This is a genomic window from Variovorax sp. F042 (assembly GCF_057814215.1).
In genome coordinates this window covers 1,014,949-1,040,788 of sequence record NZ_JBVASX010000001.1, presented here as the reverse complement: position 1 = coordinate 1,040,788, position 25,840 = coordinate 1,014,949, and the positions used below count along the sequence as shown (strand labels likewise).

At 66.9% G+C, this 25,840-nt stretch carries 23 protein-coding genes; 16 read left to right on the top strand and 7 right to left on the bottom strand.

Going from position 1 to position 25,840, the window contains the following annotated elements:
• Nucleotides 1–11: 11 nt before the first annotated feature.
• The 15 genes from ACZYSP_RS05010 (at nucleotide 12) to ACZYSP_RS04940 (ending at nucleotide 17,072) form a co-directional block, all read left to right on the top strand.
• On the top strand, nucleotides 12–848 hold the full coding sequence (locus tag ACZYSP_RS05010; protein ID WP_093055816.1) for an IclR family transcriptional regulator: 837 nt from the start codon (nucleotides 12–14) through the stop codon (nucleotides 846–848).
• Nucleotides 849–853: 5 nt separating this feature from the next.
• Entirely contained in the window at nucleotides 854–1,687 is an 834-nt protein-coding gene (locus ACZYSP_RS05005) for an SDR family oxidoreductase (protein ID WP_093075104.1), read from the top strand.
• Nucleotides 1,680–3,398, top strand: a complete 1,719-nt coding sequence (locus tag ACZYSP_RS05000) for a thiamine pyrophosphate-binding protein (RefSeq protein WP_093073565.1) — start codon at nucleotides 1,680–1,682, stop codon at nucleotides 3,396–3,398. The genes ACZYSP_RS05005 and ACZYSP_RS05000 overlap by 8 nt, the downstream gene beginning before the upstream one ends.
• A 14-nt stretch (nucleotides 3,399–3,412) precedes the next feature.
• Nucleotides 3,413–4,207, top strand: a complete 795-nt coding sequence (locus ACZYSP_RS04995) for an aspartate dehydrogenase (protein ID WP_093075107.1) — start codon at nucleotides 3,413–3,415, stop codon at nucleotides 4,205–4,207.
• 8 nt (nucleotides 4,208–4,215) lie between these two features.
• Complete coding sequence (locus ACZYSP_RS04990) at nucleotides 4,216–5,691, top strand: aldehyde dehydrogenase (protein ID WP_093073567.1); 1,476 nt, start codon at nucleotides 4,216–4,218, stop codon at nucleotides 5,689–5,691.
• Nucleotides 5,692–5,704: 13 nt separating this feature from the next.
• On the top strand, nucleotides 5,705–6,676 hold the full coding sequence (locus ACZYSP_RS04985) for a VOC family protein (protein ID WP_093073569.1): 972 nt from the start codon (nucleotides 5,705–5,707) through the stop codon (nucleotides 6,674–6,676).
• A gap of 23 nt (nucleotides 6,677–6,699) precedes the next feature.
• Nucleotides 6,700–7,695: a Bug family tripartite tricarboxylate transporter substrate binding protein gene (locus ACZYSP_RS04980; RefSeq protein ID WP_093073571.1), complete on the top strand. Its 996-nt coding sequence runs from the start codon at nucleotides 6,700–6,702 to the stop codon at nucleotides 7,693–7,695.
• A 26-nt stretch (nucleotides 7,696–7,721) separates the two neighbouring features.
• Complete coding sequence (locus tag ACZYSP_RS04975; protein ID WP_093073573.1) at nucleotides 7,722–8,879, top strand: FAD-dependent monooxygenase; 1,158 nt, start codon at nucleotides 7,722–7,724, stop codon at nucleotides 8,877–8,879.
• Nucleotides 8,880–8,914: 35 nt separating this feature from the next.
• On the top strand, nucleotides 8,915–9,139 hold the full coding sequence (locus ACZYSP_RS04970) for a recombinase-like helix-turn-helix domain-containing protein (RefSeq protein WP_093055826.1): 225 nt from the start codon (nucleotides 8,915–8,917) through the stop codon (nucleotides 9,137–9,139).
• Between the two features lie 12 nt (nucleotides 9,140–9,151).
• Nucleotides 9,152–10,189, top strand: coding sequence for an aromatic ring-hydroxylating oxygenase subunit alpha (locus ACZYSP_RS04965; RefSeq protein ID WP_093073575.1), 1,038 nt, complete (start codon nucleotides 9,152–9,154; stop codon nucleotides 10,187–10,189).
• Between the two features lie 19 nt (nucleotides 10,190–10,208).
• A complete protein-coding gene (locus tag ACZYSP_RS04960; protein WP_093073577.1) occupies nucleotides 10,209–11,177 on the top strand; it encodes a PDR/VanB family oxidoreductase in 969 nt (322 codons plus the stop codon).
• Between the two features lie 37 nt (nucleotides 11,178–11,214).
• Nucleotides 11,215–12,321 carry a porin gene (locus ACZYSP_RS04955; protein ID WP_093073579.1) on the top strand — a complete coding sequence of 369 codons (1,107 nt, stop codon included), beginning with the start codon at nucleotides 11,215–11,217 and terminating at the stop codon, nucleotides 12,319–12,321.
• A gap of 42 nt (nucleotides 12,322–12,363) precedes the next feature.
• Nucleotides 12,364–13,698 (top strand): MFS transporter, encoded by a 1,335-nt coding sequence (locus tag ACZYSP_RS04950; RefSeq protein ID WP_489013012.1) that lies wholly within the window; start codon nucleotides 12,364–12,366, stop codon nucleotides 13,696–13,698.
• Nucleotides 13,699–14,351: 653 nt separating this feature from the next.
• Entirely contained in the window at nucleotides 14,352–16,589 is a 2,238-nt protein-coding gene (locus ACZYSP_RS04945; RefSeq protein ID WP_093073584.1) for a M1 family metallopeptidase, read from the top strand.
• 69 nt (nucleotides 16,590–16,658) lie between these two features.
• Nucleotides 16,659–17,072, top strand: coding sequence for a hypothetical protein (locus tag ACZYSP_RS04940; RefSeq protein ID WP_093073586.1), 414 nt, complete (start codon nucleotides 16,659–16,661; stop codon nucleotides 17,070–17,072).
• Between the two features lie 19 nt (nucleotides 17,073–17,091).
• Here the strand turns inward: ACZYSP_RS04940 and ACZYSP_RS04935 are convergent, their stop codons facing one another.
• The 4 genes from ACZYSP_RS04935 to ACZYSP_RS04920 form a co-directional block, all read right to left on the bottom strand.
• On the bottom strand, nucleotides 17,092–17,826 hold the full coding sequence (locus ACZYSP_RS04935; protein WP_489013009.1) for a transporter substrate-binding domain-containing protein: 735 nt from the start codon (nucleotides 17,824–17,826) through the stop codon (nucleotides 17,092–17,094).
• A gap of 40 nt (nucleotides 17,827–17,866) precedes the next feature.
• A complete protein-coding gene (locus tag ACZYSP_RS04930) occupies nucleotides 17,867–18,697 on the bottom strand; it encodes a substrate-binding domain-containing protein (RefSeq protein WP_177192707.1) in 831 nt (276 codons plus the stop codon).
• Between the two features lie 99 nt (nucleotides 18,698–18,796).
• Nucleotides 18,797–18,997 carry a type II toxin-antitoxin system antitoxin gene (locus ACZYSP_RS04925; RefSeq protein WP_093073590.1) on the bottom strand — a complete coding sequence of 67 codons (201 nt, stop codon included), beginning with the start codon at nucleotides 18,995–18,997 and terminating at the stop codon, nucleotides 18,797–18,799.
• Between the two features lie 24 nt (nucleotides 18,998–19,021).
• On the bottom strand, nucleotides 19,022–19,918 hold the full coding sequence (locus ACZYSP_RS04920; protein WP_093073592.1) for an SPFH domain-containing protein: 897 nt from the start codon (nucleotides 19,916–19,918) through the stop codon (nucleotides 19,022–19,024).
• Nucleotides 19,919–20,124: 206 nt separating this feature from the next.
• Between ACZYSP_RS04920 and ACZYSP_RS04915 the strand changes: the two genes are divergently transcribed.
• A complete protein-coding gene (locus ACZYSP_RS04915) occupies nucleotides 20,125–20,613 on the top strand; it encodes a Spy/CpxP family protein refolding chaperone (RefSeq protein WP_177192708.1) in 489 nt (162 codons plus the stop codon).
• Between the two features lie 24 nt (nucleotides 20,614–20,637).
• Here ACZYSP_RS04915 and ACZYSP_RS04910 read toward each other — a convergent pair whose 3' ends face one another.
• The 3 genes from ACZYSP_RS04910 to ACZYSP_RS04900 all read right to left on the bottom strand — a co-directional run bounded on the left by ACZYSP_RS04910 (nucleotide 20,638) and on the right by ACZYSP_RS04900 (nucleotide 25,771).
• Nucleotides 20,638–21,408, bottom strand: a complete 771-nt coding sequence (locus ACZYSP_RS04910; protein WP_093073596.1) for a TIGR04325 family methyltransferase — start codon at nucleotides 21,406–21,408, stop codon at nucleotides 20,638–20,640.
• Between the two features lie 90 nt (nucleotides 21,409–21,498).
• Nucleotides 21,499–22,398 carry a response regulator transcription factor gene (locus ACZYSP_RS04905; protein ID WP_093055847.1) on the bottom strand — a complete coding sequence of 300 codons (900 nt, stop codon included), beginning with the start codon at nucleotides 22,396–22,398 and terminating at the stop codon, nucleotides 21,499–21,501.
• Nucleotides 22,376–25,771: a hybrid sensor histidine kinase/response regulator gene (locus ACZYSP_RS04900; RefSeq protein WP_256216616.1), complete on the bottom strand. Its 3,396-nt coding sequence runs from the start codon at nucleotides 25,769–25,771 to the stop codon at nucleotides 22,376–22,378. The genes ACZYSP_RS04905 and ACZYSP_RS04900 overlap by 23 nt, the downstream gene beginning before the upstream one ends.
• Nucleotides 25,772–25,840 lie beyond the last annotated feature (69 nt).

The window sequence follows — 25,840 nt, the reverse complement described above, 5'->3', positions numbered from 1 at the left end:
GAAAAAGAGGCATGGCCAACAACGACAACGAGACGATGGAAGAGGGCGCCGACCGCTACAACGTGCCCGCGCTGGAGCGCGGCCTGCGCGTGTTGTGCGAGTTCAGCCGCGAAAGCCGCACGCTCTCCGCCCCCGAACTGGCCCGCCGCTTCGACCTGCCGCGCTCCACCGTTTTCCGCCTGCTCACCACGCTTGAGAACATGGGTTTCCTCGAGCGCGCCGAGGGTGGGCGCGACTACCGCCTGGGCCTGGCCGTGCTGCGCCTGGGCTTCGAATACCTCGCCTCGCTGGAACTCACGCAGCTCGGCACACCACTGCTCAACCGCCTGTGCGACGAACTGCGCACGCCCTGCAACCTGGTGGTGCGCGATGGCCGCTCCATCGTCTACGTTGCCAAGGTCGCACCGCCCACGCCCTTTGCCAGCTCGGTCACCGTCGGCACGCGTCTGCCGGCCCATGCCACCGTGCTCGGCCGCATCCTGCTCGAAGACCTCACGCTGCCGCAGCTGCGCGCGCTCTACCCCGAGGACAAGCTCGAAACCTTCTCGCCGAGCACGCCCAAGACCGTGAACGAACTCTTCGACATGGTGCAGGCCGACCGCCAGCGCGGCTATGTGCTGGGCGAGGGCTTCTTCGAGTCGAACATCTCCAGCATCGCCGCGCCGGTGCGTGACCACAGCGGCCACATCGTGGCGGCGCTGGGCGCCACCATCACCTCGGACCACATCGAAGAAAGCCGCATGGACGAGATGGTGCTGCGCGTGCGCGGCACGGCCGACGAGATCTCGGGCTTGCTGAATTACTCCCCAGCGCGCGCCGCCAAGGTGGTGCCGCTTCGCAGCGCATGACGGTCATGGCACAGCAGACTTCCTCCTTCTTTGCAGCCAAGGCGCTGGCCGGCCGCGTGGCCGTGGTCACGGGCGGTTCGTCGGGCATCGGCCTGGCCACCGTCGAACTGCTGCTCGGCTGCGGCGCATCTGTCGCGCTATGCGGCCGCAATGCAGAGCGGCTCGACGACGCCGTGACCGATCTGCACGCGCGGTACCCGAACGCCAAGCTCTTCGCCCAGCCATGCGACGTGCTCGACGGTGCCTCGGTCCGCTCCTTCGCCGCCGCCAGCGAAGCCGCGCTCGGCCCGGCATCGATGCTGGTCAACAACGCAGGGCAGGGCCGCGTCTCCACCTTCGCCGACACCGACGATGCAGCCTGGACCGAAGAGCTCAACCTGAAGTTCTTCTCCGTCATCAACCCCACGCGCGCCTTCCTGCCGCAACTCGCGGCGCAGCGCGTGGTGCTGGGCGATGCTTCCATCGTCTGCGCCAACTCGCTGCTGGCGCGCCAGCCCGAGCCGCACATGGTTGCCACCTCGGCCGCGCGCGCCGGCCTGCTGAACCTCGTGCGCTCCATGGCCACCGAATTCGCTCCGCAGGGCGTGCGCGTCAACGGCATCCTGATCGGCCTGGTCGAGTCGGGCCAATGGCGCCGCCGCTTCGAGGCGCGCGAAGACAAGTCGCAAGACTGGGCCGCATGGAGCGGGCAGCTCGCGAAGAACAAACACATCCCGCTGGGTCGCCTGGGGCTTCCGACCGAAGCCGCGCGCGCGATTCTTTTTCTTGCTTCCCCGCTCGCGTCGTACACGACGGGCAGCCATATCGACATTTCCGGAGGCCTCTCGCGCCATGCATAACCCCACGAACAACAATACGGTCACCGTCGGCGCAGTCGTCGCCGCTTTTCTCGAACAGTGCGGCGTCAAGGCGGCCTTCGGCGTGATCTCGATCCACAACATGCCGATCCTCGACGCCTTCGCGCAGCGCGGTGCGATCCGCTTCGTGCCGGCGCGCGGCGAGGCCGGAGCCGGCAACATGGCCGATGCGTATGCGCGCTCCACGGCCAGCCTCGGCGTGTGCCTCACCAGCACCGGCCCGGCCGCCGGCAACATCGCGGGCAGCATGGTCGAGGCACTGACCGCCGGCGCGCCGCTGTTGCACATCACGGGGCAGATCGAGACGCCGTACCTCGACAAGGGCATGTCGTACATCCACGAGGCGCCCGACCAGCTCACCATGCTCAAGGCCGTGTCGAAGGCGGCCCTGCGCGTGCGCAGCGTCGAGACGGTGCTCGGCACGCTCAAGCGCGCGGTGCAGCTTGCGATGACGGCGCCGACCGGCCCGGTGAGCGTGGAGATTCCGATCGACATCCAGTCCGCCCTGACGACCATGCCGGCCGACCTGTCGCCGTTGCCCATCGAGCGGCCTGTGCCTTCGGCGGCCTCGCTCGACGCACTGGCTGCGCGCCTTGCTGCAGCCAAGCGCCCGATGCTGTGGGTCGGTGGCGGCGCGCGCCACGCCCGAGCCGCCATCCAGCGCCTGCAGAAGCTCGGCTTCGGCGTGGTCACCACCACGCAGGGCCGTGGCACGGTGCCCGAAGACGATGCCGGTTCGCTCGGCTCGTACAACATCCACAAGCCGGTCGAGGCGCTGTACCAGCGCTGCGACGCGATGCTGGTTGTCGGCTCGCGCCTGCGCGGCAACGAAACGCTCAAGTACGAACTGAAGCTGCCGCGCCCGCTGCTGCGCATCGATGCCGATGCTGCCGCCGAAGGCCGTGGCTACGCCACCGACCTGTTCGTCTGCGGCGACTCCGCTCTGGCCCTCGAAGGCCTGGCCGATCGCCTCGAAGCCGCGAAGTACAAGGCCGACCCCGAACTGCTCGCCGACCTGCGCGCCGCGCACGAGCAGGCCGTGGCCTCGCTCACCGACGGCCTCGGCCCGTATGCCGAGCTCGTGAGGGCGCTGCAGTCCGCCGCCGGCCGCAACTTCAACTGGGTGCGCGACGTGACCGTGTCGAACAGCACCTGGGGCAACCGCGAGCTGCGCATCTTCGAACCCAGCGCAGGCGTGCACGCCACGGGCGGCGGCATCGGGCAGGGCATGCCCATGGCCATTGGCGCTGCCATCGGCGCGGCCGAAACGGCCTCGGGCCGCAAGACCTTCTGCCTGGCCGGCGACGGCGGCTTCATCCTGAACCTCGGCGAACTCGCAACCGCCGTGCAGGAACAGGCCGACATGGTCATCGTGCTCATGAACGACAAGGGCTACGGCGTCATCAAGAACATCCAGGACGCGCAGTACGGCGGCCGCCGCTGCTATGCCGACCTGCACACGCCCGAGTACGCGCTGCTGTGCAAGTCGCTGTCACTGCCGCATGCCCGCGTGCAGCGCATGGACGAGTTGAAGGCGAAGCTGGGCGAGGCGCTGGCGAAGAAGGGCCCGTTCCTGCTGGAGATCGACATGCTCTCCATCGGCGATTTCAAGAGCGCCTTCGCAGGCCCGCCGACCAACACCGTCACCCAGATTCCGGCGCTCGGCAAGGCTGCCGCCGCTTCGGTGGAGTGACGGACGTGAGCGCATTGCCCGCATTGCGTATTGCCCTTGTAGGCTGCGGTGCCATCGGCACCTCGGTGCTCGAACTGCTCAAGGGCGATGCTGCCCTGGAGGTGGTTGCCATCGTCGTGCCCGCCGAGGGCGTGGCCGCGGCGCAGAAGGTTGCGCCCGGCGTGCAGGTTGGCAGTAGCGTGCCTGCCGATGGCATCGACCTCGTGGTCGAGACGGCTGGCCATGCGGCCATCGAAGAGCATGTGCTGCCCGCGCTGGCACGCGGCACGCCCTGCGTGGTCGCTTCGGTCGGCGCGCTGTCGGCCGCCGGCTTCGCCGAAAAGCTCGAAGCCGCCGCCATCGCAGGCAAGACGCAGGTGCAGCTGATTCCCGGCGCCATCGGTGCAATCGATGCACTCGCCGCGGCCCGCATCGGCGGCCTCGACAGCGTGCGCTACACCGGCCGCAAACCGCCGCAGGCATGGAAGGGCACGCCGGCCGAACAGGGCCGCGACCTCGATGCGCTGGTGCAGCCCACCGTGATCTTCGAAGGCAGCGCGCGCGAAGCGGCCTTGCTCTATCCGAAGAACGCCAACGTCGCCGCCACCGTCTCGCTCGCGGGGCTCGGGCTCGACAGGACACAGGTGCGCCTGATTGCCGACCCCGCCACCACCGAGAACGTGCACACCGTCGAAGCCGAAGGCGCCTTCGGCAGCTTCGAGCTGACCATGCGCAACAAGCCGCTCGCGGCCAACCCCAAGACATCCGCGCTCACCGTGTACAGCGCCGTGCGCGCGCTACGCAACCGCGTCGCCGCGCTCGCCATCTGAGTCACTCCATGATTTCTTCCGAACTCCTTCCGATCTGCATTGCCGGCGAATGGCGCCTGGGCGGCGGCGACGTCTACGAAAGCCTGTACCCCGCTACCGGCGAGCCCATCGCGCGCCTGAAGGCCGCGAGCCTCGCCGATGTCGAGGAGGCCATCACTCGCGCCGACCAGGCCTTCCGCACCAGCGGCTGGGCCCAGCGCCTGCCGCACGAGCGCGCCGCCGTGCTGCACCGTGTGGCGCAACTGATCCGAGAAGAGAGCGAATCGCTCGCGCAGAAGCAGCGCCTGGACAACGGCAAGCCGATCACCGAAACACGCAACCTCGTGGCCAGCGCCGCGGGCACCTTCCAGTTCTTCGCCGCCGCGCTGGAGACGCTGGAAGAAACCATCACGCCGTCGCGCGGCGCGTTTGTCACGATGAGCGTGCACGAGCCCATGGGCGTGGTCGCGGCCATCACGCCGTGGAACTCGCCCATTGCCAGCGAGGCGCAGAAGCTGGCGCCTGCGCTGGCTGCCGGCAACGCGGTGGTCGTGAAGCCCGCCGAGGTGACGCCGCTGATGGCTCTGGAACTGGCCCGCATCTGCGAGCAGGCCGGCGTGCCGAAGGGCATCGTCAGCGTGCTGCCGGGCAAGGGCTCGGTGATTGGCGATGCGATCACCAAGCATCCGCTGGTCAAGCGCGTGTCGTTCACTGGCGGCACCACCACGGGCAAGCACATCGCGCACATTGCGGCCGACAAGATGATGCTGGTGTCGCTGGAGCTCGGCGGCAAGTCGCCGACCATGGTGCTCGACGACGCGGACCTCGATCACGCGGTGAACGGCGTGCTGTACGGCATCTTCAGTTCGTCGGGCGAGTCGTGCATCGCGGGCTCGCGCCTCTTCGTGGCGCGCGGCATCTACGACGAGTTCCTGACGCGCCTCGCGGAAGGCGCCAATGCGCTGCGCGTGGGCGACCCGGCTTCGGAGCGCACGCAGATGGGGCCGCTCATCACGGCGAAGCACCGCGAAGGCATCGAGCGCTATGTGGACCTCGGCGTGTCCGAAGGCGGCAGGATTCGCACGGGCGGCGTACGCCCGCATGGCGATGACTATGACCGGGGCTATTTCTACAAGCCGACCATCATCGAAGGCCTGGGCAACAGCGCTCGCATCAGCCAGGAAGAAATCTTCGGCCCGGTGCTCGTCGCGATGCCTTTCGACAACGAGGAAGAGCTGATCGCGCAGGCCAACGACAGCGTCTACGCGCTGGCTGCAGGCGTGTGGAGCCGCGACTTCAAGCGCGCCTGGAAGCTCGGCCGCGCGGTGCAGGCCGGCACGGTCTGGGTCAATACCTACAAGCAGTTCTCCGTGTCCACGCCGTTCGGCGGCTGGCGCGACAGCGGCCTGGGCCGCGAGAAGGGCCGCGAAGGCATCTTCCAGTACATGGAGCAGAAGAGCATGTACTGGGGCACGAACGAACAACCGCTCCCATGGGCGAACTGAAGAGGACCGCACCATGAGCGTACTTGGCATCGACCAGATCACCTACGGCGCGGACGACCTGCCCGCATGCCGCCAGTTCTTCGAGGACTGGGGCCTCACGCTGAAGTCGGAAGCCGCCGACGAACTCGTCTTCGAATGCCTCAACGGCTGCAAGGTAGTCGTCGCGGCGTTGGACAAGCCAGGCCTGCCGCCCGCGATGGAAGAGGGCCCGACGCTGCGCGAAGTGGTGTGGGGCGTCGAGAGCGATGCGGATCTCGACCGTTATGCCGCTGCCATCGCGCAAGACCCAGTCTTCTTCGACAGCACGGTCGAAGGCGCACGCCGTATCGGCTGCATCGACCCCAACGGTCTGGCCGTGCGCCTGCAGGTCAGCCGCAAGCGCGCGGTGGAAGTCGATTGCGCCGCCATGAACACCTGGAATGCCAAGCTGCGCATCAACCAGGCCGCGCCGATCTACGAGCGCGCGACACCCATCGAAGTCGGCCACGTCGTGTTTTTCGTGAGCGACGTGAAGGCCACCAGCGTGTTCTACGCGCAGCGCTTCGGCTTCGTGGCGTCAGACAGCTATCCGAACCGCGGCGCCTTCATGCGCTGCGCGGCAGAGGGCGGCCACCACGACCTGTTCCTGCTGCAGATTCCCTCGGGCAAGCGCGGACTGAACCACGTGGCCTTCACCGTGCGCGACATCCACGAAGTGTTCGGCGGTGGCCTGCACTTCTCGCGCCGTGGCTGGGAGACGCAACTGGGCCCGGGCCGCCACCCGGTGTCGTCGGCGTACTTCTGGTACTTCAAGAACCCGGCGGGCGGCCTCATCGAGTACTACGCCGACGAAGACCAGCTCACCGCCGAATGGCAGCCGCGCGAGTTCGAGCCGGGCCCGACGGTGTTCGCCGAATGGGCGGTGGACGGCGGCCTCGACGGCAACACGCGCCGCCAGAAGAACGCGGAAGGCCCGAAGGGCGCTTTCCTCACCGAAAAGAAATGAACCCCTCGAATCCCTCGACTCTCATGCAACGACGTTTCTCCTTCTCCGTTCTGTTCGCCGCACTGGCGGCCTTCACGCTCGCCGCACCCGTGCACGCGCAGCAGAGCGAGGCCCAGAAGCAGCTCGCCAGCGAGCGCTTCACCATCATCTCGCCGTTCCCGCCCGGCGGCCCGGTCGACACGCTGGCCCGCGTGCTTTCCGATGGCCTTGCCAAGCGCTACGGTCAGGCGGCTGTGGTCGACAACCAGGTCGGCGCGGCCGGCAACATCGGCATGGAGAAGGTCAAGCGCGCCAAGGGCGACGGCCACACGCTGCTGGTGATTCCGGCGGGCAACGTCACCATCAACCCGACGCTGATGCCCAACTTCCCGTTCGACATGGCGAAGGACTTCGTGCCGATCACCATGCTGGCCAAGGCGCCCAACGTGCTGGTGGCGTCGCCCGCATCGGGCATCAAGAATGCGAAGGAGCTGGTGGCGCAGGCCAAGGCCAAGCCCGGCACGCTGTCGTATGCCTCGCCCGGCGTGGGCAGCGGCCTGCATCTGGCGGGCGAGCTGTTCAAGCAGCAGGCCGGCATCGACATGCTACATGTGCCCTACAAGGGCACGCCGCCCGCGCTCAACGACGTGCTCGGCGGCTCGGTGCCGCTGATGTTCAGCAACCTGCCCGCGACGCTGCCTTTCCTGAAGCAGGGCAAGCTGGTCGCCATCGGCATCACGGAGGCCAAGCGCAGCCCCGCCGCACCCGACATTCCCACGCTGGCGGAGCAGGGCATCCAGGGCGTGACCGTGACCTCGTGGTACGGCCTGATGGCGCCCAAGGGCACGCCGCCCGCCGTGGTCGAACAGCTCGCGAAGGACGCCGCCGAGATGCTGTCGCAGCCCGAGGTGCGCGAGCGCCTGAAGCTGCAGGGCATGACCGACGCGGCCATGAAGCCCGCCGAGTTCGCCGCCTACATCCGCGATGAGACGGCCACATGGGCCAGGATCATCAAGGCCCGCAACATCGTTGCCGAATAAGCCGGCCGCACGCGAAAGAAGCTCTCATGAAGACAAGCGAATCAACCATCGGCATCGTCGGCGCCGGCATCGGCGGCCTCGTGGCTGCCATTGCGCTGCGGCGCGCGGGCCACGACGTGATCGTGTTCGAGCAGGCCAAGCAGTTCGCCCGCGTCGGCGCGGACATCAACCTCACGCCCAATGCCGTGCGCGCGCTCGACGGCCTCGGCGTGGGCGAGGCGGCCCGCGTGACGGCAGCACGCCCGTCGCACCGCATCAGCCGCACCTACGACACCGGCGAAGAAACCTCGCGCCTGGAGATGGCCGACTCAGCTGAGCAGCGCTATGGCGCGCCGCAGCTCACCATCCACCGCGCCGACCTGCTGGCCGCGCTGGCCGACATGTTCCCGGCGGAGCAGGTCGCGCTCGGCAAGCGCGCCGAGACCATCGCCGCCGATGAAGCCGGCGTGACCATCGCCTTCACCGACGGCACCAGTGCCCGCGTCGGCGCGCTGATCGGTGCCGATGGCATCCACTCCTGCGTGCGCACCGCGATGTTCGGCGCAGAGAGCCCGCGCTTCACCGGCATCGTCGCGTACCGCGCCGTGGTGCCCGCAGAGCGCGTGGCCGGCGTGCCCAACCTGGGAGCCTTCACCAAGTGGTGGGGCCCCAATCCGCAGAGCCAGATCGTCACGTTCCCGCTCAACCGCGGCAAGGACATCTTCATCTTCGCCACCACGCCGCAGGACACCTGGCACCTCGAGTCGTGGACCGCGCCGGGCAGTGTCGACGAGCTGCGCGAGCAGTACGTGGCCTACCACCCCGAGGCGCGTGCCCTGCTCGACGCCTGCGACACGGTGCTGAAGACCGCGCTGTACGAGCGCGATCCGATGCCCGCCTGGGCGCAGGGCCGCATGGCGCTGCTGGGCGACGCCGCGCACCCGATGCTGCCCTTCATGGCGCAGGGCGCGGGCATGGCCATCGAAGACGCGGTGGTGCTCTCGCGCCACCTCGAAGGCGTGGCCATGGCCGACGTTCCGGCCGCACTGCAGGGCTTCGAGAAGGCGCGCATCGAACGCGCCAGCCAGGTGCAGCTCGGCTCGCGCGGCAACAACTGGCTGCGCGAAGGTGGCAATGCCGACTGGGTCTATGGCTACGACGCCTGGACCGCGCCGCTCGCAACCCCGGCCATGGCCGCCGCCTGATTCACTTCACCTCGCTCGCCCCACGGAGGCTCACGATGCAACCCCAAGACCGCTACCTGCAACCGCACCAGGCGCGCCAGCGCCCCGCGACCACTTACGAAGACCTGCTGGGCGACGTGATCGAGCGCGCCTTCGGCGATGGCATCCACGACCTGCCAGGGCTCGTGCAGCGGCTCAACGACAGCGGCCTTGCCACGCCAGGCGGCCAGCCCTGGACCGAGGCGCTGTACCGCAAGGAAATGGCCGCGCTGGCCGCCTGAGGAGTACCCACCATGACCATCGCCATCCAACCCGTTCCCGCCGATCCTGTCGATCATCTTCTGGAGATCGGCCTGAAGGACCTCTGGTATCCGATCTGCCCCTCGCACTTCATCAAGGAGAACCCCATCTCCCTGCGCCGCCTCGGCCGCAAGATCGCGCTGTGGCGCGACGGCGAAGGCGTGCTGCATGCGCTGGAAGACCGCTGCCCGCATCGCGGTGCGCCGCTGTCGCAGGGCGTGGTACTGGGCGACCGCCTCTCGTGCCCGTATCACGGCGTCGAGGTGCGGCATGACGGTGTCGTCACGCGCGTGCCCGGCAGCCCCGGCTGCAAGCTCGAAGGCTCGAAGGCGACTCGGCACTTCCATGTGCAGGAGCGCGCGGGTGCGGTGTTTCTCTACAACTCGAAGGAACCGGTCGACATTGCGCCGCCGCTGGTGCTGCCCGAGCAACTGACCGACGACGCCGAGTATTCGAGCTTCCTTTGCTACACCGAGTGGAAGGGCGACTACCGCTACGTGCTCGACAACGTGATGGACCCGATGCACGGCACGTACCTGCACAAGCAGTCGCATTCGATGGCCGAGGGCGACTCGAGTGCGAAGTTCGGCATTCGTCCGACCGACATCGGCTTCGTGTTCGAGAAGGAAGGCCAGCGCAACGTCAACTTCGACTGGACCGAGTGGGCTGACACCGGCATCCACTGGATGCGCCTGGAAATTCCGTACCCCAAGACCGGCGGCCCTGGCGGCAACTTCATCATCATTGGAGCCTTCTCGCCGATCGTGAAGGGCATGACGGCCACCTTCTTCTGGCGCGTGCGCAAGCTGGAGCCGGGCTGGCAGCGCGACACCTGGCGCTTTCTCTACAAGAACCGGCTGGAAGCGCGCCACTGGCACGTGCTGGAGCAGGACCGCGTGATGCTCGAAGAGATGGAGCCCGACGCCAACCAGCACGAGAACCTGTACCAGCACGATCTGGGCATCGTTCGCCTGCGTCGCCACATGCGCAACCTGGCGCAGGCCCAGCTGGCGGAAGCCGCAACAGCCTGAGCGGGAAGCGAGCATCGCCATGTCTTCTCCCACGCTCAACGCCCTCGTGCACACCATGCGCTACGAGGCCGACGGCATCGTGAGCGTCGAGTTCCGGCCGGCCACGCCTGCCGTGGACTTTCCTGCCTTCGAGGCCGGCTCCCACATCGACCTACACCTGCCCAACGGGCTTGTGCGCAGCTACTCGCTGTGCAACCCATCGAGCGACCGCCAGCGCTACGTGGTGGGCGTGCTCAACGACCGCAAGAGCCGCGGCGGCTCGCGCTACGTGCACCAGCAGCTGCGCGTGGGCATGACGCTGCCCATCTCGGCGCCCCGCAACAACTTCAAGCTGGAGGAGGGCGCGGAACGCTCGGTGCTCGTGGCCGGCGGCATCGGCGTGACGCCCATCTGGTGCATGTTGCAGCGGCTGGTGGCCATCGGCAAGCCGGTCGAGATCCTGTACTGCGCACGCACCCGCAAGGAGGCAGCCTTCTGCGACGGCATCGAAGCGCTGGCGAAAGAAAAGTCGGTGCAGCTGACCTGGCACTTCGACGACGAGAAGGGCGCGCCGCCCAACCTTGCCGAGCTGTTGTCGGGCAAGGGCAGCGCCAGCCACTACTACTGCTGTGGCCCCACGCCGATGCTCGATGCCTTCGAGAAGGGCTGCGAGCAACTGGGCTACACCAACGCGCACATCGAACGCTTCGCCGCCGTGCATGTGGAGGCGCCCAGCGCCACGCAGAGCTACGTGGTGCAGTGTGCGAAGAGCGGCAAGAGCGTCGAGGTGCCGGCGGGCAAGTCGATTCTCGACAGCCTGATCGACGCCGGCCTCAACCCCGACCACAGCTGCAAGGAAGGCGTCTGCGGCGCCTGCGAAACGGCTGTGCTCGAAGGCGAGGTCGACCATCACGACGGCATCCTCACCAAGATCGAACGTGCGTCCAACAAGACCATGATGATCTGCGTCTCCCGCTGCAAGGGCGAGAGGCTGGTGCTCGACATCTGAGGCCCGCGGCCAGAGAAAAACCACTCCCGAAAATCCAATGAAAAACTACTTGATCGCGCTGGCTGCGGCCAGCACGGCTGGCGGAGCGCTGGCCCAATCTTCCCTCACGCTCTTCGGCGTGGTCGACGCAGCCGTCACCTACACCAAGGGCAGCGGCAACGGTTCGGCCCACAAGACGCAGCTGACCAACAGCGGCAACATGTTCAGCCGCCTCGGTTTTCGCGGCACGGAAGACCTGGGCGGCGGCTACTCGGCCAACTTCTGGCTGGAGATGGGTCTGCAGAACGACAGCGGCACGGGCTTTCCGTCGAACTCCAACAACCAGGCCAGCGGCAACGGCACCGCGGGCGTGCTGAGCTTCAACCGCCGCTCCACCGTGAGCCTTGCAGGGCCGTTCGGCGAGCTGCGGCTGGGGCGCGACTATGTGCCGGCGTTCTGGAACACTGCCATCTTCGACCCCTTCGGCACGGGCGGCGGCATCGGCGCGAACCAGATCTACTTCTCGGGCCTCGGTGGCCTCGTCGCGCCCACGGGCACGCGTGCCTCGAACAGCATCGGTTACCTGCTGCCGGCCAGCCTCGGCGGCTTCTACGGGCAGGTGATGTACGCGATGGGCGAGAACGATTCCAACTCGGTGCTGCCTGGCACGCGGGTGTCGAACGAGCATGACGGCGACCACACGGGCGCGCGCTTCGGCTACCAGAGCGGCGGGCTCAACATCGCGCTGGCCACCGGCCGCACGCGCTATGCGAGCGGCGACCTGCGCGTGACGAACCTCGGCGCGTCCTATACCTTCGATGCGTCGCTCATGAACCTCAAGCTCACGAGCGAGCTGTACAAGGAGTCGAAGGGCTCGACCGATGCCAAGGGCGCGCTCGTCGGCTTGCAGCTGCCCATCGGGCCCGGCGAGATCAAGGCCTCGTATGCGCGCTACCGGCTGGAGCCTGTCGGTGCAGCGCTGAAGCCAACCTCGTCGAAGCTGGCGATCGGCTACGTGCACAACCTGTCGAAGCGCACCGCGCTGTACGCCACCATCGCGCGCATCAGCAACAGCAATGGTGCGTCGCAAGCTCTTTCGGGCGCTATCACCGCGCCGAACCGCGCCTCCAGCGGCACAGAGTTCGGCATGCGCCACATGTTCTAGGCGCACAGGCGCGTCACCACTCCCACATCGGCAGGACAGGTCATGCAGAGCAACAGCATCGGCAGTAGCAAGAACTTTCGTTGGTACGGTGTCATCACGCTGTTCGTGATCGTCGCGATCTCCTACGTGGACCGCATCAACATCGCGGTGCTGATCACCGATGCCGCGTTCCTGAACCATGTGGGCATCGCGGCCACCGACCGCGTGAGCCAGGGCTTCCTCGCGACGGCCTTCATGCTGGGCTACGGCGTGTCGGCTTTCGTGCTCACGCCGTTCTGCTCGGCGCTGTTCGGTGTGCGGCGCAGCCTGGTGTACGGCCTGATCCTCTGGGGCGTGGTGACGTGGGCCTCGCCGATGTTCCACAGCTACGGCATGCTGCTGGCCTCGCGCATCCTGCTGGGCGTGTCGGAGGGGCCGCTGTTCTCGCTGGCCTCTGCGTACATCAAGGCGCATTTCCGCAGCGACGAGAACGGCAAGCCCAATGCCTTCGTGAACATGGGCACGGGGCTGGGGCTGGCCATTGGCTATCCGCTGGTTGGCTATCTGCTCACGCAGTTCGCGTGGGACACATCGTTCCACGTGCTCGGCGTGTTGAACATCGTGCTCGGCATTCCGCTGGTGCTGGCCTTCGTGCGCATGCCGCCGGTGCATGCCGATGGCGTGAAGCCTTCGTCGTTCGGCGAGGCGATGGCGCGCGTGGGCGGCATCGTGAAGGGCGCGCTGCACACGCGGCACCTGTTCCTCATCACGCTGCTGACCTCGGCCGCGCTGGCCTACCTCTGGGGCAGCAGCAACTGGCTGCCGACGTATCTGCGCGAAGCGCGAGGCTTTTCGATGCGCGAGATGGGCTGGCTGGCCTCGCTGCCGCAATACGCCACGGTGCTCGCGGTGTTCATGGGCGGCGTGCTCATCGACAAGGTCGGGCGCGAGCGTGTGCCCTTCATCTTCATGGGTGCGAGCTTGGGTGTGGCGCTGTCGGTGCTGATGGCCATCAACGCACGCGATCCATACGCGGCGGCAAGCTGCCTAGTGGCGGCCAACTTCTTCTGGGGCCTCCAGAGTCCGGCCATTCCGAGCACGGTGCAGTACTGCTCGCGGCCCGAGCACACGGCCAGTGCGTTCGGCGTGACCAATGGCGCGGGCAGCCTTGTGGCGGGCTTCATGCCGGCGCTGATGGGCGGCGTGATCGGCGCGGTGTCGCATGTCTCGGGCACCGCGAGCACGGCCGCTGCATCGGCGGCATCGGCCTCCGGTTTCTTCGCGGGCTTCGCGCTGCTGATCGGCACGCAGGTCGTGGTGTTCGCATGCGGCCTCTTGTTGTGGCTGCGCGACCGCATGCACGGCGCTGCAGCAGTCTCAGGTTCACAGCTTTCCTGAGCTTTTCTAAGGCTTGTACCTTCGTACTGTGGCCACGCAGTCACAGTGCATGGGGCCGATTTCTGTCATCTGCGTGAGCAGGTGTTTCGACGCTAGAACCATCTACATAGCGCACGGCGTGCGCTGCATGTCATGACGCCATTCGGCCTATGGCGCGCGAACATTTTGAGAGAGAAAAGTTCCGCGATTCGTTGAGCTGACTTGTTCGTTCAGCTAAAACTGGCGCACATCAATGGACGAGGGAATGCGCGTGAAATCAACGACAAGAGCCGCAGAAAGTCTTGCCATAACCGACATGGTTCGTGCTGCTTCCGCTTCGCGGAAACGCACCGCGCAGATGCGCCGGCACTGAGCGCGAGCCTTCGCACTACAGCCCCGCGCTTGCATCCCATCACCCCGCGTCTGACGGGAATGGAACCTCTTACGCCTCGCATCCTGGGACCACCGCCTCGCACGCGGTGTGACCTTGCATGACTGTGCGGTCCTGACGAACGAAAGCGTTCGCCGGGAGGGCAGTGTGTTGCCCGTTTTTCTTCCCAGATAACCCCGTTGTTCATCTCATCACCGCGCGCGTTACGCGCATCGCCGGCTATCCGCCGGGCGCATGCGGGACGGCGCATGTTTCTTCTTACCAAGAGTACTCAGAGGCGATCATGAAAAAATTCAGTACCCCGGTGGTCAATTATCTTGCCATCACCGCAGTGACCCTTGCCGTTCTGACGGCATGCGGCGGCGGCGGAGACAGTGGCGGCGCTTCGCTCGGCGGTGCCGGCACCGGCCTCAGCGCACCCTCGGACTCCGTTGTTTCGGCACCCGTGTCCGACCCCACCTCGAAGACGCCCGACGACGGCGTGCCCAATTCGGCGAATGCCGCCGTCGCAGCGGTCGATCGTTCGGCCAAGCCGATGGAGCTGCCCGACACCGTCTGGCCCAGCAACTACAAGCTGTGGTTCCGTCCCGATGCGGCGCTCAAGACTTTCGTGGGCCGTGGCGATGTGGAGATCGAAGTGCTCAAGCCGGTCGACGCCATCGTCGTTGCCGCGCACAACCTGAACTTTGCAAAGGGCCGCACCACGCTGCGCAAGGTGTCGAGCCCCGCCGAGGCGATTCCGCTGATTCCCACGCCGCAGACGCTGGGCGACTTCGTGCAGCTGCGCCTGAACGACGGCCAGATCGCAAAGGGCAAGTACCTGCTGCACATGGAGTGGGACGGCAAGATCCAGTTCTCCGACGCCGAGTACTGCCCGCCCGCGGAGGTGGCGCGCAACCCGTTCTGTTCGGCCGCCACAGGCATCTTCAAGGTGGGGCTCTCAACGCCCGAGGGCGTGAGCAGCGATGCCATCGTGACGCAGGGCGAAACCAACTACGCGCGGCAGTGGTTCCCGGGCTGGGACGAGCCGGCCTTCCGCCACACCTTCGAGATCTCGGCCGAGGTGCCGGGCGACTGGAAGACGGTGTCGAACGGCGCACAGACCGAGGCAACGAAGCTGCCCGACGGCTACCAGCGCGTGGCATTCGAGAAGACTCCCTCGATGCCGATGTACCTGACCTTCTTCGGCGGCGGCAAGTTCGACATATTGGCCGACAACTTCAAGAACCCGCTCGACGGCAGCGACATGCCGCTGCGCTGGTTCACGCCGCCGGGCCGCGCCGACTGGGCCAAGTTCGCGATGGAGTGGACCAAGGTGTCGATGGACTACTACTACAAGTACACCGGTATCCCGCTGCCCTTCAAGAAGTTCGACACCGTCGCGGCCAACGACAGCTACAACAACAAGCCCAACACCGGCTTCGGTGGAATGGAGAACTGGGGCTCGATCTTCGAGTTTGCCGATTCGGTGCTCACCAAGCCGGGCGACACGCCCACGCTGTACTCGGTGACGGTGGTCACGCACGAGGTGGCGCACCAGTGGTTCGGCGACCTGGTCACGCTCGACTGGTGGGACAACGTGTGGCTCAACGAGTCGTTCGCGCGCTGGTTCGAAAGGCGCACCACGATCAAGTTCCACCCCGAGTACTACAGCTTCTCCGACTACGTGCTGGACAAGCACAACGTGATCGTGGCCGACCTGAAGAACACGGCGGTGCCGGTGCAGCGCAACCTCAACGACGCGGGTTCGTTCGGCTTCATCAGCCCGTCGATCTTCGTCTACAACAAGGGCAGCCACGTGCTGGAGACCATCCAGAACTACATCGGCGAAGAGGCGATGCAGAAGGGCCTGCAGATCTACCTGAAGGACTACGCGTACGGCAACGTCACGCCTTCGCGGCTGTGGAGTTCGCTGGAGAAGGCCACCGACAAGAAGGTGAGCGACATCGGCGACAGCCTCATCCGCCAGACCGGCATTCCGCTGCTCACGGTCGACGCGCAGTGCGCGGGCAACAGCACCTACGTGAACATCACGCAGGAGTCGTTCCCCAACCAGAACGTGTACCCGGCCTCGACCTGGACCGTTCCCGTCACGCTGGCATACGGCGACGCGATGGAAAAGCGCCAGACCTTCGTGATGTCGAACAACAGCACGCAGATCGAGCTACCAGGCTGCACGGCCGTACTGGCCGGGCCGACCGGGCAGGACTACTACGTGAGCAACTACAGCGCGCAGTCTTGGAGCGCACTGCTGGCCAAGGCGCAGAGTTTTGCAAGCAACAAGCCGCTGCTGCTGAATATCGAGCGCGATGCGTTCCGGCTGCTGAGCGTGGGGCGCATCACGCAGGCGCAGTACGACCAGATCAAGGGTGTGGTCAACCTGCCGGCGACCTTGCTGGCCAAGACGCAGGTGAGCCAGCAGAAGATGGCGGCGGTCGATGCCGGGGTCGAGAAGGAAGAGTACCCGCATGCGCTGCGCTTCCAGGGCAGCCTGAAGCTGCGCGAGAACGACAAGCGCTGAGCATTGTTTGAACCGGCGCGCGCCGCCCGGCATATCGGTCGGTGCGCGCCTCATCGCACGAGGATCAACATGAACACAGCATTGAAATGGCTGGCCGCCGGGGCGTCGGCATTGCTGCTTGCCGCATGCGGCGCAAGCAGCAGCAGCGGACCCGAGGCCGAACTGGTCGGCACCTACGCCGTCAAGCAGAACGGCGCGCTCAAGGAACTGATCAAGATAGAGAAGCAGGGCGACCGCTACGTGATGCGCGACAAGGTGCGCACGCCCGAGTGGAGCGAACCGAAGATGCAGATGAAGCCGGTCACGCGCGAGCAATGGGCTCGCATCACCACCGACAAGGAGGGCACCGCCTTCGTTGGCATGGCGAGCGAGCAGCTAGGCATCTTCAAAGTGCCGGCGGGCTGGAAGAAGAACGGCTTCCAGACTTCGACGGGCTACTTTCTCTTCTACTCGCGGGGGCCGGTGGAGGCGTACAAGCTCTGACGGCTGAAGCGCCGGTAGGTCAGGCCGCGGGTGCCACGCTCGCGCCCTCGATGCGATGGCGCTTCAGCGCATCGGCCACGAAGCCGCTGGCCTTCATCTCTTCGACGAAGGCGGCGAGCAGCGCTTGTGCCGCGGCGCCGCGGCTGGCCGGCGTGCCCATGGCCTGCTGGATCACCATGAAGCGGCCCGGGAGCACGCGCACGCCGGGTGCGCGCTGCGCTTCGCCTTCGAGCATCTGGCGGATGCCGGCCGCCACTTCGACTTCGCCTGAACGCAGTGCTGCAAGCGCCGGGCCCGCGCCCTGCAGCCGCACGATCTCGGCTGCCTTGATCTCGCGCGTGAGGAACAGGTCGTAGGCGCTGCCTGAGCCGACCGAGATGCGGTGGCCCTTCGCATCGACCTGCGCGTTGTCGGCGAGCACCGAAGCTTCGGGCACGAGGTAGCTACCCTCGATCAGCACATAGGGCGCGGTGAACAGCAGCCCTTCGCTGCGTGCCGGGTCGATGGCGAAGAAGCCGATGTCGGCCTTTTCGTTTTTTACAGCCTCGACCGAAGCCGCCGCCTTCTCGAACACCACCAGCTCGACGCCCACACCGAGCCGCCGTGCGAACTCTCGCGCCAGATCGATCGAGACGCCTACCGGCTCGCCGCTGGCCGCGTCCTTGTTGGCCAGGATGGGGTTGCCGAGGTTGATCGAGGCGCGCAGCGTGCCGCCGGGCGCGAAAGCGGAAACGAGGGCGGGGGAGATCGTCATGGCGTGTGTCGTCGATGAGAGCTGGGGGATGCGCGTCAGTTTACGGCGCGGTCAGTGGCTCCAGCCCCGTCTTGGCAATGGTGGGCGCGGCAGCGGGCGAGTTGAGATAGCGGATCAGCTGCCGTGCCGCATCGGGTTGTTTCGATGCGGTGGCCACGCCGGCAGAGAACACCGTCACCTGCTGCACTTCTGCCGGCAGCGGGCCGATGTAGTCGATGCCGGCGATGGGCAACAGCTCGCTCACCTGCTGCAGGCCGAGCGCTGCGTCGCCGCGCGCTACCACCGTGCCGACGCGCTCGCTCAGGATGCGCTTGCTCTTGGGCTTGACCTGGTCTTCGATGCCGAGCTTCTTGAGCAGCTCGGTCTCGTAGTAGGTGCCGCTTGCGCTGGCCGAGTAGGCGATGGACGGGGCCGCGAGCAGCGTGCGCTTCAGTGCATCGACGGAACTGATGTCTGGCTTGGGTGCGCCCTTGCGCACTGCGAAGCCGATGGCCGAGCGCACCAGGTCGACCTGGCTGCCGGGCACGACCTTGCCCTGTGCGACGAGTGCATCGAGCGCGGGGCGAGCGAGGATCACAACGTCGGCCGGCTCGTTGCGCGCGAGGCGGCTGGGGATCGAGTCGTCGGCATTGCCCATCGAGGCGCCGTATGCCGTTTTCACGGTGCGGCCGCTGCTGCGCTCGAACTCGGGGCGCAGGTCGTTGTAGGCGGCGGTGAAGCCGCCCGAGGTCATGACGTGGATGTCGCCGGTGGCGGGCTTGCTGCCGCCGCCGAGGCCGCCGCAGCCGGCGAGCGCGAGGGCTGCAATCAGCGGAAGGGCTGCGCGGCGGGTGAGGGTGCGAAAGGAAGAAGAAAGAATGGGCTTCGTCACGATGTCTCCAGGAGGAAGGAAGCGGCGGCGTGAGCGCTGCCTGCTACTGCCATCGTAGAAGCCGGGGCTGTCATTCGGCCTTCAGCGGATTCGGGGTTATCACTGAGGGGACGACGCAGGCTCGTCGGGCTTGCCTGCGTCCGCGGCGGGCAGCCTTCCTCGCCTGGCCAGCCCTTCGCGCAGCAGGAACTCGACCTGCGCGTTCGCGCTTCGCAGCTCCTGCGCCGCCAGGCGTTCGATCTCGGCCCACAGGGCCGGATCGATGCGCAGGGGGTAGGATTTTTTTCCGGGACTGGCCATCGGGTGCGGGTAGAGAGACGGGCTTCAGGTGTACAGCGTACCGGTGTTGACCACGGGCTGCGTCTCCCGGTCGGAGCACAGCACCACCAGCAGGTTCGACACCATCGAGGCCTTGCGCTCGTCGTCCAGCACCACGAGATTGCGCTCCGACAGGCCCTTGAGCGCTGCCTCGACCATGCCGACCGCGCCCGCCACGATCTGGTGCCGCGCACTGACGATGGCCACCGCCTGCTGGCGGCGCAGCATCACCTGCGCGATCTCGGGGGCGTAGGCGAGGTGGGTGAGCTTGGCGTCGAGCACTTCGACGCCCGCGCTGGCAAAGCGTTGGTTCAGCTCGTCCTTGAGTGCATCGGCCACCGTGTCGAGCCCGGCGCGCAGCGTGGTTTCTTCGCTCTGCAGGTCGTCGCCGCTGTCGTAGGCATAGAGAGTGGCAAGGTGGCGGATGGCTGCTTCGGCCTGGATGGCGACGAACTTGTTGTAGTCGTCGATCTCGAACACGGTCTGCGCCGTGTCGTAGACCCTCCATACCACCGCCGCGCCGATCTCCACCGGGTTGCCGCGCTTGTCGTTCACCTTCAGCGGCGGTGTGTTGAGGTTGCGTGCGCGCAGCGAGATCTTCTGGCCGCTTTGCAGCGGGTTGGTCCAGCGCAGGCCCTCGGTGCGGTCGGTGCCCTGATACTCGCCGAACAGCGTGAGGATGATGCCCTCGTTGGGCTGCAGCATGTAGAGGCCAGGGATCAGCACGAGGCCGATCACGATCAGCAGAATGCTCATGGGCAGCGGCATCAGGCGCTGCACCAGCGCCCATATGCCGACAGCGATCAGCAGCAGCACCACGGCCGACACGCCGTAGCCGTTGATCGACCGGTAGGGGCGCTCCTTGCGGACCTTGCGCGGTGTTGTGGGGGTCTTCTCTTGCATGTAGCCTCCGTTAAAAGTGATATCACTTTAATATCTTTTTGAAGGCCGTCAAGATGTTTTCGATGCCGATGAAGCGCTGCCTCGATCCAGAAGTAAAGACGGCCTGCTTTACCCCGGGTTTACGGGCTCGCAACGCCCGGGACAGCTGCCGCGCCTGAAATGCGCGGTGGTCCTTCGAGGGCCAGGCATCGAAAGAACCCGCAATGATGATGAATCGACCCCTGCAGCGCTTCGCGCTTGCCGCTGCCCTTGTCGCCGTGAGCGGCCATTGCTTTGCGCAATTCGGCGGTGGCGGTGGCGGTGGCATGGGCGGAGGCCGGCGCGGTACGCGGCCCGACAGCACGACGAGCCCGCGCACAGGCGACGGCCTGTCCACGCCGGCAACCGCTGCGGGCAAGATCCGCGACAAGCTCTACGACTTGCGCGTGCAACTCATGATCACGCCCGAGCAGTCACAGCTGTGGGACCGCTTCTCCGATGCGGTGTGGGACATGGCCAGCCGCGCCGGCATGACTGCCGCGGCGCCACCAGACGACCTGACCGCCGTGCAGTTCGCGCAGCAGCGCGCCATGCAGGCACAAGACCGTGCCCGGCGCACGCAGGCAGTAAGCGATGCGTTGTCGAAGCTCTACGACGCAATGACGCCCGAACAGCGCCACACGGCCGACCAGAACCTGCCGGCCGTCATTCCCTGACCGGGCCGATGCATCGGCGGGCGATCAGGTGATGAGGTCGAAGCAGCAGCCCGCGTAGTACGGCTTGTCCCCGCCGTCGACGAAGGGCACCTCGATAGGCTTGCCCTCGTTGCGCCACACATCGCGCTTCCTGTAGCCGGAGCGCGCGAGGTCGGCCAGGAGTTCGTCGTGGTGCTGGATGCGGTACGGGCACACGGCCACGCCGATGCTGTTGAGCGTGTAGATCGTGCGCTCGGGGTGCACGGCCGTGGTGTTCATGACGATGCGCCTGGGCTTCACGGCCAGTGCGGAAAGAATCGCGTCCATGCGGGTCGGCAGGTACTGCAGGCTGCCCGACACATACAGCACGTCGCAGCCGCTCGCATCGCGGTAGTCGGTGGTGAAGCCGAGTTGCTCGGTCGCTTCGCGCTTGACGGCCATCGCTCGGCCGCTCTCGACCACGCCAGGCACGTCGCACACCGTCCAGCGCAGGGTGTCGGGGTAGCTCAGCACGCGGCGGAAGGCGTAGTACTTGATGCCGACGTGTCCGCCCAGGTCGAACACGCGCGTCAGGCCCGCGTCGATGGAGCGGCCCAGCCAGAAGAGACCGGGATAGTCGTAGAAATAGATCTGCGGGCTGTAAAGCTCGCCCGCGTCGGCATTGGCGTAGCCAACGGCCTTGGAGGGCGGTGCGCCAGCCTCGGCCGCCGCGAAGCTCTCGAACGAACCCATGAACAGGTTCTCGTCCGTGTTGTTCAGGAACTTGCGCCTGTACGCACTTTCGCGGGGAGGAAACTGCAGAAGGCTTGAAAGCATCTATTTCTCCGGTGGCATGCCCATTCTGGGTGCAACCAGAGCATTCGAGGGCTATAGCCCAGTGCCGTTGGGGCGGTTACCCCATGGGGGTTACATACCGCTCGCCAGCGCCGCCGCAGCCGCCCGCGTTTCCACCCCCAGCTTCTCGAAGATGTGCTCCAGGTGCTTGTTCACCGTGCGTGGGCTGGTGCCCAGGATCTCGCCGATGTCGCGGTTGGTCTTGCCTTTGGCGAGCCAAGACAGCACCTCGGTCTCGCGCGGCGTGAGTGCGGCGTCGGCCAGGCGGGCGGCCGGCCCTTCGCGCTGGATGGCGAAGAGCAGCATCGTCTCGCCGAGTGCCGCCGCGCCGAGGTTGCGCACCGACAGCCGCATGCCCGTGGCGGTGCCTATGGCAATGGCCGCGCCCGGTGCGAGAGCCGGTTCCAGCGAAGCGGGCAGCAGGCCCGGCGCCACCGGGTCTTCCAGCGCATGCAGCCACAGCGCGGCCTGCGGCGAGCGCCACGCGATGCGCCCGCGCGTGTCGATGAACACCACACCCATGCCGGCCACGTCGACAGCGTCTCGCGCCATGCGCGTGATGCGCGCGTTGCGCGCATGCGTGTGCAGCCGCGCCAGCACCTCCTGCGCGCGGATCGGCTTCACCACGTAGTCGACGCCGCCGCATTCGAAGCCCTCGACCACGTGCGAGGTTTCAGAAAGCCCCGTCATGAACAGCACCGGAATGTGCGCCCATGCCGGGTTGGCCTTGATGCGCCTGCAGGTCTCGAAGCCCGAGAGGCCGGGCATCAGGCCGTCGAGCAAGATTGCGTCGGGCACCACCAGTTCGAGCCGCTGCAGCGCGGCCTCGCCGTCGGCCGCCACCAGCACGGTGTAGCCGCTGGCCTCCAGCGTGTCGCACAGCATGCCGAGGCTGCTGGGTGCGTCGTCCACCACCAGCACCACGGGGCGTTCGGATGATGATGGCGATTCAGGGGGCGAGGGTGTCTGCATCTTCGGCCAGTGCGTTGCGGAGGTTGTCGAGTTCGAAGCGCGTGACCATGCCGCGCAGCCAGGTGCAGGTCGATGCCGCTGCGGGCGAGGCGGCCGCCAGCCGGTCGAGCGCCGTGTGCAGGCCGCGCACATGGCCCATCTGCACGAGGCGCATGAGCTCGGCGCGGTCGTCTTCCGAAAGGGCAAGCTGGCGCGGGCGCTGCGGCACGTCTTCTGCAGCGGCGGGCGGCAACGCATCGCTGCCCGACAGCCATTCGAGGCCGAGGTGCCGCTCCAGCGTGGCGATCAGCGCCGACTCGATCACCGGCTTGCCCACAAAGGCCTGGCAGTCCGCCGCGCGCAGCCGCTCGCTCTGGTTCTCGAACATGTTGGCCGAGACGATGATGATCGGGATGTCGCGAAAGCCCGAGGCGCGCACCGACGCGGCGGTCTGCCAGCCGTCCATGTCGTCCATCGTCAGGTCGAGCAGGATGGCCGAGGGCAGCTCCTCGCGCAGGCTGTCGAGGCATTCGGTGCCGCTCGCAGCCTCGCGCACCTCGAAGCCCAGCGGCGCGAGCATGCCGGCGAGCATCTGGCGCTGCACGGGCTGGTCGTCCACCACCAGCAGCGTGCGGCGCGCGCCGATATAGCCCGACACGGGTTGCCGCAGCGCGCCGGCCTTGCTGGCCTGCGGGCCGGGGTCGGCCACTTCGCGCAGGTACACGCGTACGCTGAAGGTGCTGCCTTGCGAAGAGGTCGAGGCCAGCTTGAGCTCGCCGCCCATCAGCGAAGTGAGCAGCCCGGTGATCGTCAAGCCCAGCCCCGTGCCGGGCTCGCCGCGACGGCGGCCCGCCGCACCGCGCTCGAAGGGCAGGAAGATGCGCTGGTGGTCCTGCGCCGCCACGCCGATGCCGGTGTCGACCACGTCGAAGCGCAGCACCTCGCGCCGCGCATCCACATGCAGCGTGACGGTGCCGCTGTCGGTGAAGCGCACCGCGTTCGTCAGCAGGTTGATGAGAATCTGCCGCAGCCACTTCGCATCGGCATGCACCCATGGCGGCAACTGCCCGGCGTGCGTGAAGACGAAGGCCAGGCCCTTGTTCTCCGCCTGCGGCCGCACCATGTGCACGAGCTGGTCGAGAAAGGCCGGCAGCGCGAGCGGCGCGGGCTCCAGCTGCAGCCTGCCGGCCTCGATGCGCGCCAGGTCGAGCAGGCCGTCGATCAGGCCCAGCATGTGCTCGCCGCTGCGGTGAATGGTCTGCACCGCCTCGCGCGGCGGCGTCACGGCGTCGCCCTTCAGCAGGATCTGCGAGTAGCCCAGGATGCTGTTGAGCGGCGTGCGCAACTCGTGCGTCATGCCGGCCACATAGCGCGTCTTGGCCTGGTTCGCGGCCTCGGCGGCTTCCTTGGCGGTCTGCAGCGCAGCATCGGTGCGGCGGTGCGCCTCGATTTCGAGGGCCAGCAGGTTGTTGTGGCGGTTCGATTCTTCCTGCGCCATCTGCCGGCTTTCGCTGCCCAGCACCACCCACCACGCGGCCACAGCGGCCACGACGGAGAGCAATGCGAACACTTTGAGAAAGGCAGTGGCCATGACCGAATCGCTGGTGCCCGCCAGCGCCTCCTGCGCGTAGACCACGCCGACCACGGTGGCCAGCAACGCGATGAGCGAGGCGGCTATCAGCAGGTAGTGCGCCACGCGGAAGTTCAGCCGCGCCGACAGCGCCGGCGGCAGCAGCGCCTGCAGCCAGCCGCTCATCTGCTCGGCCGCGCGCGAGTTTGTCTTGCAGCGGTCGTGGCAGCGCGATTCGAGCGTGCAGCACAGCGAGCAGATCGGCGCGCTGTAGGCAGGGCAGTGCGCCATGTCTTCAGACTCGAAGCTGTTGTCGCACACCGAGCACTTCACGCTCTGGCCCGGCTTCCAGCGGTCGATGTCTGTGCGCGCGAGGTAGTAGCGCCCGCGCGTACGCCAGGCCAGCAGAGGCGACACGGCCATGGCCGTCACCAGCGCGATGAAGGGCGAGAAGGCGCGGGCCCAATGCCCCAGCACGCCGGAGTAGGCCAGCATGGCCAGCGCAGCCGCCACCAGCATCGCCATCAGCCCCACCGGGTTGATGTCGTACAGGTGCGCGCGCTTGAACTCGATGGTCTTCGGGCTCCAGCCCAGCGGCTTGTTGATGACCAGGTCGGCCACCAGCGCGCCGACCCATGCGATGGCGATGTTGCTGTAGAAGCCCAGCACGTGTTCCAGCGCCGCGAATACGCCCAGCGCCATCAGCAATATCGCGATGACCACGTTGAACACCAGCCACACCACGCGCCCCGGGTGGCTGTGCGTGAGCCGCGCGAAGAAGTTAGACCACGCGAGCGAACCTGCGTAGGCGTTCGTCAGGTTGATCTTCATCTGCGAGATCACCACGAACAGCACCGTGATGCCCAGCACCCAGGCCGGGTCGCGCAGCACGTACGAGAAGCCCGTGAGGTACATCTGCGTGGGCTCGATCGCGTGGTTGGCCGGTATCTCGTGCTGCAGGGCCAGGAAGGCGAGGAACGCGCCACCCATCATCTTCAGCATGCCCGGCACGATCCAGCCCGGCCCGGCGATGAGCACCGCGGTCCACCAGCGGCCACTGTTGGCGGCGGTCTTCTCTGGCAGGAAGCGTAGGTAGTCGACCTGCTCGCCGATCTGCACCACCAGCGAGAAGGCCACCGTGGCGGCGGCGCCGAACATCAGCGGATCGAAGCCGCTGCTGTCTGAGGTGCGTCCGACCAGGCTGGTGAAGTCGGCGTACAGCTCGGGCTTCTTCACCAGTACCGCGATGAACGGGCAGACGAACAGCACGATCCAGATCGGCTGCGTCCACAGTTGCAGCCCCGATATGAGCGTGATCCCCCGCGCCACCAGCGGAATGATGACGATCGACGACACCATGTACAGCAGCCATAGCGGCCAGTCGAGGTACATCTGCAGCGCCAGCGCGAGGATGGCCGCCTCCAGAGCGAAGAAGATGAAGGTGAAGCTCGCGTAGATCAGCGATGTGAGCGTGGAGCCAAGGTAGCCGAAGCCCGCGCCGCGCGTGAGCAGGTCCATGTCCACGCCGTGCCGGGCCGCGTAGTACGAGATGGGCAGGCCCGTGAGGAAGGTGATGAGCCCCACCACCAGGATGGCCCACAGCGCATTCGAGAAGCCGTAGCTCAGCGCGATGGCGCCGCCGATGGCCTCCAGTGCCAGGAACGAGGTGGCGCCGAAGGCCGCGTTGGCCACGCGGAACTCCGACCACTTGCGAAAGCTGCGCGGCGTGTAGCGCAGCGCGTAGTCCTCCAGCGTTTCGTTCGCGACCCAGGCGTTGTAGTCGCGGCGGATGCGAAAGATCTTCTGTCCGGAGACGGATTGCATGGCTGGTTCTCGCGGCGGCGGTGGCATGGGGCAGGTACAGCAAGAAGCGCTCCCTGTGCTTCTTTACCC